This window comes from Sulfurimonas sp., assembly GCF_028694605.1.
GTDB lineage: Bacteria > Campylobacterota > Campylobacteria > Campylobacterales > Sulfurimonadaceae > Sulfurimonas.
Genome location: NZ_JAQVKP010000015.1, coordinates 1 through 14,214, shown reverse-complemented (window position 1 = coordinate 14,214; position 14,214 = coordinate 1). Strand labels below are relative to the sequence as shown.

Below are 14,214 nucleotides of genomic sequence, written 5' to 3'. Positions count from 1 at the left end.
TTTTTTGAAGCTATTGTATCGTTTTTAGAAAAATAGACTACAATAACCAAAAAAATCAGTGGTGGCAAATGGAAATTGGAAGAGTTGTTCTTATCGGAGCTTCGACAGGCGGCCCGGGGCAGATAGAGAGCATCATCAAAGCACTTGTGCTTCTAAGATATACTTCTATCATCATTGCGCAACATATGGCTAGTGATTTTCTTGGAAGTTTTGCCAAGCGCTTAAGTCAACATAGCAAAAACAGCGTTCGCATCATAGAAGACAAAATGGTGTTTGAGACCGGATACATCTATGTTGCGCAAGGGGTTGTGAGGCTTCTTGAGGAGAGAGAGGGGCTTGTTTTTTACCTATCGCCGCCAAAAGAGAACCATTTCAACCCCGATATCAACTCCGTCTTTAGCGCATTTTCTCCTTACGCCAAAAGATTTCAGATACTCGGCGTTATACTCACTGGCATAGGCGATGACGGGGTGCAAGGGTGCAAAGAGCTGGCACTTCATGGAGCAAGAATGCTCACGCAAACAGCCCAAAGTGCCATCGTTGACGGCATGCCTGCAAGAGCAAGGCAAGAGGTAGATGGCATAGAAGTTTTAAGCACAGATGAGATAAAAAATAAAATAGCAGAGTTTTGCAACTGATGTTTTTCGATTTTTTCAAAAAAAAAGAGCCGTATGCAAGCCGCACAGAAGAGCATTGCGTTGAAGAGTATAATGATGTTTTTTTGGTTGCAAACTACTTCAAAAATGAAACGGGCGTTACTTTTGACAAACATACAAGCATCCTCAAAAACAAACTCATCACATTTTGCAGACAAAGAAATATCTGCTCATTTGGCAAACTTTTAGAGAAAGTCTCATTTGACAAAACGCTCAGACAAGAGCTTATAGATGCACTTACAACAAATGAAACATTTTTTTACCGTGAATTTAGGCAGATAGAGGAAATTGTAACGCTTGTGAAAAATTCTGGGGAGAGAGCAGAGATTTTATGCGCTCCGTGTGCGACCGGAGAAGAGCCTTACAGCGTAGCCATAGCGCTCCTAGAGGCTGGCGTTGCGCCGAGCAGATTTCATATACTAGGGATAGATATAAACCAAGATGCCATCGACAAAGCAAAAGAGGCACGCTACAAAGAGCGCAACATCAAAAACCTATCCCAGACTATTTTACAACGCTATTTTAGGCAAGAAGACAGCGTTTACATACTTCATGAGAGCATAAAATCGCAAGTCTCACTCAAAGTCTTCAATCTTTTCGACTCGGCATTTAAGGGCATCGGAAAGTTTGATTTTATACTCAGCCGCAACATGCTCATCTACTTTGATAAAGAAACAAAACTAAAAGCCAGAGAGATTTTGGAGAGTTTACGTACAAATCCAAAGCAAGAGATATTTTTTGGACATGCGGATCTTTTTTAAACCCGATCCAGCAGTTTTTTTAGGATATAAAGCTTGTCTTTGAGATTTTCTTGTTCTTCTGCCGAAGAGGCATCTTTTAGCTCTTTTTTTGTCTCTTCTATCTTATCTAAAAGCTTCTCTTTGAGCTTTTCTTGTTTTTTGTCATCATTGACGCTAAAAAAGAGCTTCTCTATTCCCTCTAAAACTTTACTTATCTTCATTTTTCTCCCCCTAAAGTTCTGATATCCTTATCTTTTATCCATAAAATTGTTGCGGCGTGTACTAGCTTTTGTGTTACGTCATAAGCAAATGCGCTATCATTTATAAGCGATGTTGCCATTTTTGCGTCCACCTTGCTTTCTCTTATAAGCGTATCAATACGGCTGTTTTTGATGCTCTCAAGTGCCTTTGTACTCTCTTTTAGAAGTTCGATTGCAAAGAGGACATCCAAATCATCCGCATGCTCTTTAAGCTTCTCTATGGCATCAATCGTTTTGGCGATATAGATACGAATGGTGTTGTACTCATCTTTGACGTAAATATTTTTTGATTTTGAGTAGTAAAAGATATTTTTTTGCAAATCTCTCATATTTTTTATTGCCTCAACAATGTCCCGAGAGGCGAGTTTTAGCTCATAAACACGATTTTGGCTCTCTTGATTCATATTTTCCTGCGAGAGCGTTGCATAGTGGATGATATCGCTGTAGAGAGATTTTATCTTGTTCGCATAAAACTCATCTATATCCGCATTGATGCTTATCTCAGAGTTTTTGACAACATTTGCGATATCGGGGCTTTTGATAAACATGTGTCTGTGCAATGAGATAGAGTGCGCAATCGCCTCAATCGCACTCTCATAAAGACGTATCGTCTCCTTTTTTATCGCCTCAATCGCCGCATCGGGGACATTGATAACAACTTTATCGAGATAGAGCGGTTTGAGTGCATAGATGTTTACCTCTATGAAAAGAGTTTCAAGGTATTTGACAAGTTTTTGCGTAAAAGGTGCGACAAGAAGGACACCCATAATATTAAAAATAGTATGAAAAAGAGCAAGTTTCATCGCATAGTCACTGTCTGCTATGCCTATTTTGGAAGCTAAAAATACAGTTAAATCACTCAATGGGTAGAGCAAAACAACCGCTACCGTAGCTGTTGTAACGTTGAAGATAAAGTGCGCCAGAGCAACTCTTTTTCCATTGGAGTTTGAAGATATTGAGCCTAAAACAGCTGTTATTGTTGTACCGACATTTGCTCCGATTGCAAGTTCAAGAGCGTTTATATAAACGATTTGGTTTGTTGCAAGTGCTGTAATGATTATCGCCATAGTTGCGCTGCTTGATTGCATGATAACAGTAGCTACAATCCCAAGCGAGATATAAACCAAGGCACCGAGATATCCCTCTACTGCAAACTTTGACATATCAAACGTTTGCTGCAAAACCTCAAAGCCGTCTTTCATATAGTCAATACCCAAAAAGACAAATCCAAGCCCAAGAAGAATCTTTCCAAACCCAAGGTAGCTTTTGTCCTGTGCAAATTTTAAAACCACACCAAAAATTATCATAGGCATTGCGAAGGTTGCGATATCTATCTTGACACCAAAAGCAGAAACTATCCATGCGGTTGCCGTTGTTCCTATGTTTGAGCCAAATATAACACCAACGGCACCGCTAAGAGTGATAAGCTCCGCACTTAAAAACGAGATGACGATAACAGAAACCAAAGAGGAACTCTGCATAATCGCAGTTGCCGCAAAACCAGTACCGATAGCTTTTAAGAGGGTATCGGTACTTACTTGCAAAGCCCTCTCAAGCACCCCGCCGCTAAAGAGTTTGAAGCCCTCTTCCATAAAGAGCATCCCCACCAAAAAAATGGCTATCCCCGCAATAATAATTCTATAATCCTCTCCATAAAAAAGCACAAAAGCAAGAGAGAGTAAAAAAAATTGGAAATAGTATTTTCGTAGCATCATATCTACACCAAACATGCCCTCAACAATGCTTCAAACTCTTGTGCAGGAAGCGGTTTGCTTTTGATATACCCCTGATACATCGTGCAGCCTTTTTGTTTTAAAAAAGCCAGTTGTTCTTCGTTTTCCACACCCTCGGCAAGAACCTGATAGCCAAGGGCTTTGCTCATCTCTATCACGGCTACGGTGATAGCGGCATCATCTTGGTCGTGTGGCAGCTCGTCTATAAAGCTCTTGTCTATCTTGAGTACATCTATGGGAAATCGCTTGAGATAGCTCAAAGAGGAGTACCCTGTCCCAAAGTCATCTATCGCAAGGCGTATCTCTTTTGCACGCAAAAGGTGAAGCATCTCCACAACATTTTCCTCTCTTTGCATCAAAGAGCTCTCCGTAAGCTCTATCTCAAGCTTGCTGGCACTGTATCCGCTCTCCTGAATCGCTTGCTGAACTATCTTGGGTATATTTTGGTATTTTATCTGGCTGGCTGAAACATTAACGGCGATGGTAAGGTTATAGCCCGCATCTTCCCATATTTTTCCCTGTCTGCATGCCTCATGAATAACCCACTCCCCGATACTGTTTATAAGACCGCTCTCTTCGGCTATGGGGATAAAAACATTTGGGCTTACCAGACCTTTCTCGGGATGATTCCATCGTATCAGCGCCTCAGCTGAGATGATTTTTCCTGTTTGTATATAAACTTGCGGCTGATAGTAGAGTTCCAACTCACCGTTTTTGATGCTGTTATGCAGAGCATTTTCAAAAGTGACCTTCTCCTGTGCTTTTTGGGTCATTTCGTTTGTATAGTAGGAAAAATACCCTTTATGGCTCTTTTTTGCATCATTTAGCGCACTGTCGGCATACTGTAGCAATTCCCTTACATCCGTAGAATCGTTTGGCGCTATTGTTACTCCCGCACTCGCTTCTATGTGCAGCTCAACCCCGTTTGACAGCTCCGCAACTGCCGAAATAGCCGATAACATCTCCCTAAGTACCATTGAGACATCATTGGCGGAGTCTATGTTTTCAAGAATCAAAGCAAACTCGTCACCGCCAAGCCTTGAGAGAAAATCTCCCTCTCTTACTCTCTTTAAAAGCCTCTGGGTTATAATGTACAACACCTCATCGCCGATGTTATGCCCATAGCTGTCATTGATATCTTTAAATCTATCCAAACCAAAAAGCACAACTGCCACTTTTTGCTTGTTTCGAATCATTCTTGCTACCGACTTTTTGAGATACGTTAAAAAAAAGAGCCTATTTGGCAGTTTGGTAAGCTGATCATAATTTGCAAGCTTCTCAAGCTCCTCTTTATGCAGCAGCAACTCTTTTTCTCTCTGCACTTTTGCCTCAATGGTTTTATAAAGATAGTCAAAATAGCTTCTGTGCATCGCTTTTAGCAGATCATGTCTGGAGATTAGCCCGACCAAAACATCGGCAGCATCTACGACAACAAGCTGATGAACTCCATGCTGACTCATCATCTCGGAAGCTTCTTTGAGCGAAGCATCTTTTTTTATAACATACATGCGGTGATGGTTCACTTCCTCTATGCTCGCCTCATGGATGTTACTATGGTTTGATAAAAATTTTGTAATATCCCTTTCATGTATCACGCTTTGAGGTTTTGTGCCGCTCATAACTACCGCATAATCACATTTTTTTTGTGTCATAAGCTGAGCGGCTTTGACAAGTGAAGTCTTGGGCGTTATCGTCAATATGGACTTGTTCATATTGTCTTTTACCAACTTGACATTTGCGGCATCTTCAAATCCCATATGTCTTAAAAAATCACCCTCTGTTATCACGCCCATATACTCATTTTTCTTGTTGACAACGACAATATGTCTATATTCATGTTGTTCCATCAAAATATAAGCATCATGAATGTATGTACCAGCATCTATACAAAAAACGTTTTTTGTCATTACCTCTGAGAGTTGTGTGTTACAGTCTATAGCACTGGATACTATTTTAAGTGTGTCTCTCTCCGTAAAGATACCGATAGGAGAGTTGTTTTCATCTGTTATAACAACCGAACTTATAGAGTTTTTATCCATGCAGCAGAGTGCATCGCTTACCAAATCACTTTTTTTTAAGGGTTTTACACCGTTGTGCAGTATGGTGCTAACCAAAACATCTTTTTGCATGAAAAACTGCCTCTTTTTTTAAATTTCCATTAATTTGTATTGTATCTAAATTTTTTCATAGCAAACAAAGCAACTGCTACAAATGCCAACATACAGCCCAGCACAGTCGAGAGCGCCACAACTTCATCATAGACAATCCAGCTTGAGATGATGGCGCCCACAGGAACTATAAACATAAAAACTCCAGTTCTATGCGCCCCGACCACTCCCGCCGAGACAAAATAAAGCGCAGTGCTAAATGTCCCCGGAATCACTCCGATAAAGATGATGGTTACCCAAAAAACAGTGTCATACGCCGCAAAATCAAACGGCGCATAAGGAAGTGCGAAAAGCATATTTATAAAAGCCGTTACGCCAAAAACAACAAAAGTGTAAAACATCAAATCCGCTCTCTTTGCCGCTTTTTGCGAGACAACCGTTACAATTGCCCAGACAAACGCACACCCCAAAAAATACAAACTCTGCGCATCCAAAAACCCAAACCCATCAAAAGGGATGCGAAGAAGGATAAGCGCACCCAAAACCCCGATGAAAAGTGCTGTAATCTGCCTTGACGAGATTTTTGTACCCAAAAAAGAGATAGAGAGCGCATAAGTGATGATTGGAGCAAGCGAGGTAACAATCGTCCCGCCGTACCCGGCATCCCCATGAGAAAGCCCCGCAAAAAAGAGATAGTTAAAAAGCGAGGTAAGCACCCCTGCCAAAAGCATATAGCCATACCCTTTGGCATCACTTTTAAAGGGTGTTTTAAAGTAACTCACAAGAGGAATGACAGCTACAAAAGAGACCCCATACCGCCAAAATGCCGCCACCTGAGCATTTGAATGTTCCGCCGCCACCTTCCCCGCCGTCCAAGCGATGCCCCAAAAAAGCATAGCGATAATCATAAGTATAAAATAGCGTGTCTGATTTTTAGTGTTGTTCATTTTTAGCTTTTATTTTTTCATTTACTTCTATAACCCCTGCCGCTCACTCCCCGCCCCGTATAGTTTTTCTTAAAACATGCCTGACAGATGCCGTATGGGGAGTTTGGGGGGAGCGGGGCGTTGCACATTCTGCATCTGGTGGCGAGTTGGTTTTGCTGGAGTGAGTTTTCTATAAATTTGTTCAAAACTCCCCTTGCGGATCTTGCTCTGTTTGTGTCGATAAAGTAGTCGCCAAAGCGGTAACTTAGCCAGAGGTAGAGCGAAATCTCCTTTACCATATCTTCCGCACGCAAAAGATCGTCTGTGGTTTGGGCGTGCGAGCTTGTAAGGATGGGCATGGCGTAGGGTATGGGTATCTTTTTTTCCATTGCGCCAAGGTAGCTCTCATAGACGCTTGTGATATAAGGCGATTTTAGCGTAAGCGGCGCACATGTAAGATGGTATTTTGTGGTCAAATCCAGGTCGTAACTATCCACAAGCACGGAAGCTTCCAGCATATCATCAAGATTGGTCGCCACAAACGGACCGTCAAACTCCATATTTTTAACAAAAAACTTGAGTATCTCATGAAGCGACTTCTCCTCCAGTATGGTGCCTACAAGCTTGATATGGTCGAGATTTGCCATCACTTTAAAAGGTACGGCGATTTTATGCGCCTCTTTGTGAAAATTTTTCTTCACTATATGCAGTACATCCGCACTCAAAGCCCCAACATATCCCTTTTCATGCAGTCCGTATCTTCCCGCACGCCCCGAGATTTGGTGTACTTCACTCGGCAGAAGATTTCTGTCGTTTACGCCGTCAAACTTCTCGGCTTTGGAAAAAAGTATAGTTTTGATGGGCATGTTAAGTCCCATGGCGATGGCATCGGTAGCAACCAAAATCTGCGTCTCGCCCGAGCGAAAGCGTCTCGCCTCTTCACGCCGCACCTCCGGCGAGAGATTTCCATAAACCACACTCACACTAAAGTACTTTGAAAATATCTGTTTTAGCTTAAGCACATCTTTGCGACTAAAGGCGATTATGGCTGTTTTCTCTTCTACCTCTCTCTCATGAACGGGCGCATCAAGAAGCACAAGCGGATTTTTTCTCTCAAACTCCACGATTTCAAGCTCCTCGCCCAAATAAGCCGCAAGTGCGGCAATCGCTTCTCTGACATTTGGCGAACCCGTCATGATAATCTCTTTTGCAGGTGCGCCGATGATAGCGTTTGCCCATGCCCAGCCACGGTCACGGTCATCTATCATCTGCACCTCATCTATCACACACACATCCACATCCACATCAAAGTTACACATCTCGATGGTAGAGCTGATGTGCGTCGCCTCTTCATCAAGTATCTGCTCCTCGCCCGTGATAAGCGAGGCATCAATCCCGCTCTCTCTCAAATCTTCATACCCCTCTAACGCCAAAAGCCTTAGCGGTGCAAGGTAGTAGCCCGTATCGGCGTTTTTGAGCTTTTGCATAGCCTGATAGGTTTTGCCGCTGTTGGTCGGTCCTATGTGAAGTACGAGTTTGCGCCGCATGTCACGGGCAAGCGGAAAGAGGTTTTTAAAATCCCTAATCGTGCGTGCAAGGAGTTCGTAACGCTGTTTTTTGGCTATGGCTTCATGGATGGAGAAAGTAAAGCGTTTGAGTGTTTTGCGTGCAGTTTTCGGAGAGATAACAAGCGACATAGGAAGCAGTTCAAGCAGGGCATCATATACTTTTGCATGGAGTGTTTCAGGACTTAGATGCAGCAGCGTGGCACAAGAGCCGCACTCCGCAACCAAAGATGAAAGGTCTGCAAAAAAATGCTCCTCATGCTCTTTTTTTGCCGCCGCTATCACCTCGCTAAAGTCAAGCGTTTTACTCTTCCAAATCTCTCCCAAAAGCGAGTTTAACTCAACATGCAGTTCAAGAGTATAGGGTTGTTCTTTGTTTGCGTAGGGAAGCGTACAACTCTGGGCGATGGCGATAAGAAGCTCCTCATCATGAAGCTGTAACTCGCTCTCGCCAAACACACCAGAGACGATGCGCTTTAAAATCTCCTCTTTAAGCGGCGGGTAAGAGAGCTTTGACTTTGGCGGTGCGGCTCTGAGCGCACTTGCTATCTCTTTTTGGCTCAAATATGGATGCTCATCCCCAAGCGTTGCCAAAAAGCCGTCTATCTCTTTTTGCTTCAACGCCACAACACGCTCTTTTTCGGTCTCTATCTCTTTGACAAGCGCATCCTCTTCACCCTCTTGCAGATAGTCATACTCATAAACTTTCGTGTTTAGCGTGAGGATTTTATGAAAATTTTGCCCATAGATAACATAACGAAGCGAGGCGTTAAACTCCAAAGAGTCGTCTATATCAAAAACCCCGTCCACTCTCTTTTGTATGCGCTCTTTTTTGAGGCTGTAGCGTATGTGGCGAAGTTTGGATTCCATCTTCTCGATGGTGATTTTTTTGCTTCTCACATCCATAAATGCTTCACGCAAAAGCCCTGCTTCCTCTGGGGTCGTGTCTAGCTCTTTTATGAGCATATCTATCTTGCCATCACGCTCCAAACTCTGCTCTTTTTGTGCAGTTGCTTTGTAAATCCTGCCCTCTTGCTCGAAAAAATCCAAAATCGCCCCACGATAATCACTATCCACCTCACTCCAAATCATCCGTGCCACTTTAAGAAGCATCTCTTTGCTTCCCTCCACATCATAGATGCCAAGATAATGAAAAAGTTCGCTAAGCGTCTGCGTGCTTACCCTTGAAACCCCCACATCAAAAGGGTCGCCGTCAAAATATTTTTTGATTTTCTGGTTGATTTTGGAGTTTTTTTTACTTTTTTTTGCCATGTTTTGGCTCCCTGCAATATCTTCTCATTCTATTAATTTTCTACTTTAACACCACTTAGAAAGTGCGATATCAGCCTCATGGTGCTAAAATAACCTAAAAAAAAAGGTTCAAAAAATGTTAGCTTATTTTAAAGAAAGACAACCCCAGATTTTGCTTTACAAAGAGAAGCTTGAAAAAAACAATATGGTCATCGACAAAACCAACCTTCTTTTTCTCAACCTTATCTTAAATATTTTAAACTATCTGGGTACCGAAAATCCTCAAAAACTTGACGAGCTGTGCGAGTACAATGTCCTGACTATGCGTCAAGAGTTTGAAAATATCATCTATAGCGATGCGGTCAACGAGAAAGCAGAGTCGGTTTTACTCACATTTTTTCTTCGCATCGCAAAAGAGATGGAGATAAAGCACAAGCGCATCGAAAATGAGGATTTGCAAAAACTCTTCACACTTTTGACATCAAAAGATTTTAAACTCCCCTCTTACATCAAAGACCAGAAGAGTTTTGCCTTGGAAAATATGCCCGACAATATCAAGAGAATGCTCTATATGAAGAGCTAAATAATTCTGTCGCTTCCGCCGTCTATCGCTACTTGAGCGCCTGTCGTTTTTGCAAACGCCACTCCCGCCATGGCACAGACAAGCTCTGCAACATCGCTTGAGTTTATCTCTGTTTTAAGCACGTTGTTTGTCTTGTACTCCTCCACGCTCATACCGTACGCTTTTGCCCTTTTTTCCAAAACTTCATCCGTCCAGATAGCCGTGTCAAAGACCGCATGCGGATGAAGCGTATTGACACGCACTCCATACTCTCCAAGCTCCAACGCCGCAATGCGTGCAATCTGTGTCTGCCCTGCTTTTGCAACGGAGTAAGCTGCCGCACCCTTCCCCGGAGCCGGAAAGTTTTTGGAAGCAACCATAATTATTGTCGCGTCAATTCCGAGCTTTAAAAACGGCGCCGTCTGTTTAAGAAGCTTCTGGTGCGAAGTGAGGTTGATATCCATGCTTCTTTGCCAGTTTTCATCACTAAGCATGTCAAGATTTTCGCTCGGCGTAAAAATACCCGCGTTGCTTACAACTATGTCGATTCCGCCAAAATTTTTGATTGTTTTTGCAACCGCACTTTCAATCTCTCCGCTCTTTGTCAAATCACATTTTATGCCCACTGTATCGGCTTTTAAAAAGATTTTCTCAACTTCGCCATTAATATCAAGGGCAACAACTGCTGCGCCCCTTGCATTTAGCATCTTGGCGATTGCCAAACCTATCCCGCTTGCCGCACCCGTAACAAGAGCCACTTTTCCGCTAAACTCCGGCAGCTTTGCGCCGCCTTTGAGTTTTGCCTGCTCAAGCGACCAATACTCCACTTCAAAAATCTCCGCAGCGCTAAGCGCCTTATAACCGCCAAGCTTTTGCGCTCTAAGAATCGCCTCGTAGGTATGCTCGTTTATATCTTTGATGATATTTGCCTCTTTTGCGTTTGCACCGAAACAAAGCGTTCCCCCGCTTTTAAGGATTGCAAAATTAGGTGCAGGATTTAGGAGTGTCTCATCTTTTTTGTAAGCTTGAAAGTACTCTTTATACTCTTTTACATAATCCGCCGAATCGGCGCTAAAATCATCTCCCAAAATGGCGGGAACTCTTTTTGTACGTATAACATGGTCAGGCGTAAGCGGTCCTTGCGTTGCAATTTTCTCAACATCCTGCTTTGAAAAATGCACAGCCAAATCGCTGTCGTTAAAGATGGAGATAGCCGCAGCGCCTTTTAGGTTTGAGACCTCTTTGCGGATTTTTGCAAGGGTGAGCAGCTCCACTGAAGAAGCCACGCTGTCAAGCTCCAAAGCGGCACCCTTTTTCTCAAGATACTCCTTTGCCATGCCAACCAACTCTATGGTTTTCTCATAAGATTTTTTGGCATTGTCGCTAAATGTAAAAAGCCCGTGATTCATAAGAACCATCCCCTCCAAAGCACTCCAATCAACATCTCTTGTCATCTCATAGACAAGTTTTGCAAGCACAAACCCAGGCATTATATATGGGATTATAAGTACTTTATCGCCGTAAATATCTCTGATTTTTTCCTCGCCGCCATGGGTATTTGTAATGGTTACAACCGCATCGGCATGCGTATGGTCAACAAACTTAAAAGGGATGATGGCATGCAAAATCGCTTCAACTGACGGGTTTGGAGCAGACGGGTTTGTCATGGCAAGACGTTGATACTTGACCATGTCGGTATCGCTTAGCTCTTGCAACTCCGCCATTTTAAGAAGCGTATCCATCTTTACGGGAGAAAAGCCCTCAGGCTCAATAGTTGCAAGATCCCAACCGCTGCCTTTGACATAAAGTATCTCTTCACTCTCGCCAAAAAGATTTACGGCAGTTGATTTTACAGAAGTATTTCCGCCGCCGTGAAGCACCAAAGATGTATCGCGCCCCAACAGCCTTGAAGTATAAACCCTCAAATCCAAATCCATTTTATAATTTAACGCCTCTTTATCATCCCATAAACTTTTCACTCTTTATCCTCTCAATTTTTCTTTTATCTCATCAAAGTCCGCTTTGCAAACCCCTCTGTTTGTTATCAGCCCCGTTATCAGTCTTGCAGGGGTAACATCAAAGCCGTAATTTAGTGCTTTTGAATCTTGCGGGGTTATACGAACTTCACGAACAATGCCCTCTGCATCTATCCCTTTGATAAACACTACCTCATCCGCACTTCTCTGCTCTATAGGTATCTCTTTAAGACCCTCATCTATCTCAAAATCAAAAGTTGACATAGGAAGCGCCACGTAAAACGGGACACCGTTGTCATACGCCGAGAGCGCTTTGAGATACGTTCCTATTTTATTTGCCGCATCGCCGTTTGCACTTACCCTGTCGGCACCGACAATAACCATATCCACCATTCCATGCTGCATCAAATGCCCACCGGTATTGTCAGCTATGATTGTATAATCTATACCGCTTTGGGATAGCTCCCATGCCGTGAGTGACGCACCTTGATTTCGGGGGCGTGTCTCATCCACCCATACATGCACATCGATGCCCCTTCGCTTTGCCTCATAAATGGGTGCAAGTGCCGTTCCCTCGTCAATAACCGCAAGCCAGCCGGCGTTGCAGTGGGTAAGTATATTTATCTTTGTTTTGCCGCTCTTTTTTAAAATGTCCTCTATGATGTCACAGCCAAACTCCGCTATCTTTTTACTCTCCTGCGCCTCTTTATCGTTAAGTTCTATGGCAAAAGCCCTTGCGTCTTCTATAACATCGTCCGAACCTTCAAGATGCTCCATCATCGTATCGACTGCCCACATAAGATTGACTGCCGTGGGGCGAGACTCTCTTATCAAAACCGCTTTTTCACAAAGTGCTTCATAATCCCCATCAACCTCTATGGCGGCTATATAAATCCCAAATGCCGCAACACTCCCAATCACTCCGGCACCGCGAACAGTCATATTTTTTATAGCATTTACAACCTCTTGGGTGTTTGTCAAATATTTTGTATCATAAACGAAGGGGAGTTGACGCTGGTCAATAACCTCTAAACACTCATCAAACATGGCATCACTCAGCCATAAAGCCCTGTAGTTACCCTGCATTTTTAATTATCTCCACTACCTCATCACAATTTTGAATCTTATCATACCCCATTACAAAAGCTTTAGCAACACTCAGCGCCATTGATTCGGCTCGCCTTCTCAACTTACTATCTTTTATCCCGCGTATCTCTGCAACGCCGGCAACACCGTAAACCCTGCGCCCCATCTTGCATCCTGCAAATCCGACACTCTCTCGCAAAATATTCAAAACAAACTTTTCTTTATATTTTTGAAGCGCAGCCCCATCCAAAAAACCATCTACTACAAGCGCAGAATTTTTCGATTCGCTCCAAAAGCTCAAAAATTTTTCACTAAACTTCTCTAAAACCTCTCTGATGGTTTGCAAAAGCCATGTTTTATACTCTTCGTCTTTTGTCACAACACTGTGATGTACATAGCTGTTTGCCAAATTTGCCAAAAGTGCGCCTATATCAAAACCAAAAGGTCCGACAAATGCAAACTCAGGATCGATTACATAGGTCTCTTTTTCATTAATCATAATCGAGCCAGTATGCAAATCCCCGTGAATAAGTGCATCGCTTTGTGTCATAAACTTATATTTCAGCCCTAAAACTCTCTCTTTAAATTCCATATCTAAAAAAAGTTTTTGTGCATCATGATTCTCTTTTACATTTTCATTATCGTTGGTTTCATGCTCCATAAAGGGGAAACTAAAAACCAAATCTTCTGTTAGTTTGCACAACTCCGCATTGCCGTTAAATTTTTCTACAAGCGCCCTTTTCTCACCGCTGCTTATATGAAGCAAAGAGGTATAAAAAAGTGTTGCCGCCATATAGGTAGAGATATGTTCGCTAAAATTTTTATAAACAACCCCTTCCATCAATCCTTTGCGCATGATAATATGCTCATCTAAGTATTCCATCACTACCAAACTCATATCCTCATTTGCATGATAGACTTTTGGCACAAATGATGGAAAGATAGAGTAAAATTTTTGAAGTGCACGTATTTCAAAACGCATCCGATCCCTGCTTAACAAAAACTCCTCGCCGACACAACGCAGATACGGCACCGCCTGTTTGAGGATAAGTGCCTTTTTTGAATCATTCAATGAGGCTATCTTATAAACGTAGTTGAGATTTCCATCCCCTACTTCAACTACTTCTAGCTCATCAGTTGCAAAATAATCCGCGACACTATCAACATTTGCAACATACTCCAAAACAGTTGTTTTGTTTAATTCTTTATAATCCATAATTCACCTGAGCCACTTGCAGATTCCCGCAAACAACCAATAATTTAAGCTAATTTAAATTTTAAAAAGCCTTTTGAAATCATGTAAATGTTATAATTTTTTACCACAAAAATAATACAAAACATCAATCAAATA

General features: G+C 42.5%; 11 protein-coding genes. 3 read left to right on the top strand and 8 right to left on the bottom strand.

The window, feature by feature from the left end; translation table 11 throughout:
- Positions 1-68 precede the first annotated feature (68 nt).
- Both PHY84_RS09500 and PHY84_RS09495 read left to right on the top strand, forming a co-directional pair.
- On the top strand, positions 69-638 hold the full coding sequence (locus PHY84_RS09500; RefSeq protein WP_299859218.1) for a CheB methylesterase domain-containing protein: 570 nt from the start codon (positions 69-71) through the stop codon (positions 636-638).
- Complete coding sequence (locus PHY84_RS09495) at positions 638-1,417, top strand: CheR family methyltransferase (RefSeq protein ID WP_299859310.1); 780 nt, start codon at positions 638-640, stop codon at positions 1,415-1,417. The genes PHY84_RS09500 and PHY84_RS09495 overlap by 1 nt, the downstream gene beginning before the upstream one ends.
- Here the strand turns inward: PHY84_RS09495 and PHY84_RS09490 are convergent.
- The 5 genes from PHY84_RS09490 to PHY84_RS09470 are packed head-to-tail and all read right to left on the bottom strand — an operon-like array spanning position 1,414 to position 9,260.
- Entirely contained in the window at positions 1,414-1,617 is a 204-nt protein-coding gene (locus PHY84_RS09490) for a hypothetical protein (protein WP_299859216.1), read from the bottom strand. The two genes, PHY84_RS09495 and PHY84_RS09490, sit on opposite strands and share 4 nt — an antisense overlap.
- Positions 1,614-3,371: a Na/Pi symporter gene (locus tag PHY84_RS09485; RefSeq protein ID WP_299859214.1), complete on the bottom strand. Its 1,758-nt coding sequence runs from the start codon at positions 3,369-3,371 to the stop codon at positions 1,614-1,616. The genes PHY84_RS09490 and PHY84_RS09485 overlap by 4 nt, the downstream gene beginning before the upstream one ends.
- A gap of 2 nt (positions 3,372-3,373) precedes the next feature.
- Positions 3,374-5,518 (bottom strand): EAL domain-containing protein, encoded by a 2,145-nt coding sequence (locus tag PHY84_RS09480; RefSeq protein ID WP_299859213.1) that lies wholly within the window; start codon positions 5,516-5,518, stop codon positions 3,374-3,376.
- Positions 5,519-5,547: 29 nt separating this feature from the next.
- Positions 5,548-6,444: a DMT family transporter gene (locus PHY84_RS09475; protein WP_299859212.1), complete on the bottom strand. Its 897-nt coding sequence runs from the start codon at positions 6,442-6,444 to the stop codon at positions 5,548-5,550.
- 17 nt (positions 6,445-6,461) lie between these two features.
- Complete coding sequence (locus PHY84_RS09470) at positions 6,462-9,260, bottom strand: helicase-related protein (protein ID WP_299859210.1); 2,799 nt, start codon at positions 9,258-9,260, stop codon at positions 6,462-6,464.
- A gap of 115 nt (positions 9,261-9,375) precedes the next feature.
- On the opposite strand from PHY84_RS09470, the gene PHY84_RS09465 reads away from it, so the two are divergent.
- Entirely contained in the window at positions 9,376-9,822 is a 447-nt protein-coding gene (locus PHY84_RS09465) for a hypothetical protein (RefSeq protein WP_299859208.1), read from the top strand.
- Here PHY84_RS09465 and PHY84_RS09460 read toward each other — a convergent pair.
- Genes PHY84_RS09460 through mtnK form a run of 3 tightly spaced genes read right to left on the bottom strand, consistent with a single transcriptional unit; the run spans position 9,819 to position 14,079 of the window.
- Positions 9,819-11,780: a bifunctional aldolase/short-chain dehydrogenase gene (locus PHY84_RS09460; protein ID WP_299859206.1), complete on the bottom strand. Its 1,962-nt coding sequence runs from the start codon at positions 11,778-11,780 to the stop codon at positions 9,819-9,821. The two genes, PHY84_RS09465 and PHY84_RS09460, sit on opposite strands and share 4 nt — an antisense overlap.
- Positions 11,781-11,783: 3 nt before the next feature.
- Complete coding sequence (mtnA, locus tag PHY84_RS09455) at positions 11,784-12,863, bottom strand: S-methyl-5-thioribose-1-phosphate isomerase (RefSeq protein WP_299859204.1); 1,080 nt, start codon at positions 12,861-12,863, stop codon at positions 11,784-11,786.
- On the bottom strand, positions 12,853-14,079 hold the full coding sequence (gene mtnK, locus PHY84_RS09450) for an S-methyl-5-thioribose kinase (protein ID WP_299859202.1): 1,227 nt from the start codon (positions 14,077-14,079) through the stop codon (positions 12,853-12,855). The genes mtnA and mtnK overlap by 11 nt, the downstream gene beginning before the upstream one ends.
- Positions 14,080-14,214: the final 135 nt, after the last annotated feature.

Bases quoted from the DNA above. Each gene is read 5' to 3' on its own strand.
- PHY84_RS09500 (WP_299859218.1), top strand. From the start codon at position 69: ATGGAAATTGGAAGAGTTGTTCTTATCGGAGCTTCGACAGGCGGCCCG.
- PHY84_RS09495 (WP_299859310.1), top strand. From the start codon at position 638: ATGTTTTTCGATTTTTTCAAAAAAAAAGAGCCGTATGCAAGCCGCACA.
- PHY84_RS09490 (WP_299859216.1), bottom strand. From the start codon at position 1,617: ATGAAGATAAGTAAAGTTTTAGAGGGAATAGAGAAGCTCTTTTTTAGC.
- PHY84_RS09485 (WP_299859214.1), bottom strand. From the start codon at position 3,371: ATGATGCTACGAAAATACTATTTCCAATTTTTTTTACTCTCTCTTGCT.
- PHY84_RS09480 (WP_299859213.1), bottom strand. From the start codon at position 5,518: ATGCAAAAAGATGTTTTGGTTAGCACCATACTGCACAACGGTGTAAAA.
- PHY84_RS09475 (WP_299859212.1), bottom strand. From the start codon at position 6,444: ATGAACAACACTAAAAATCAGACACGCTATTTTATACTTATGATTATC.
- PHY84_RS09470 (WP_299859210.1), bottom strand. From the start codon at position 9,260: ATGGCAAAAAAAAGTAAAAAAAACTCCAAAATCAACCAGAAAATCAAA.
- PHY84_RS09465 (WP_299859208.1), top strand. From the start codon at position 9,376: ATGTTAGCTTATTTTAAAGAAAGACAACCCCAGATTTTGCTTTACAAA.
- mtnA (WP_299859204.1), bottom strand. From the start codon at position 12,863: ATGCAGGGTAACTACAGGGCTTTATGGCTGAGTGATGCCATGTTTGAT.
- mtnK (WP_299859202.1), bottom strand. From the start codon at position 14,079: ATGGATTATAAAGAATTAAACAAAACAACTGTTTTGGAGTATGTTGCA.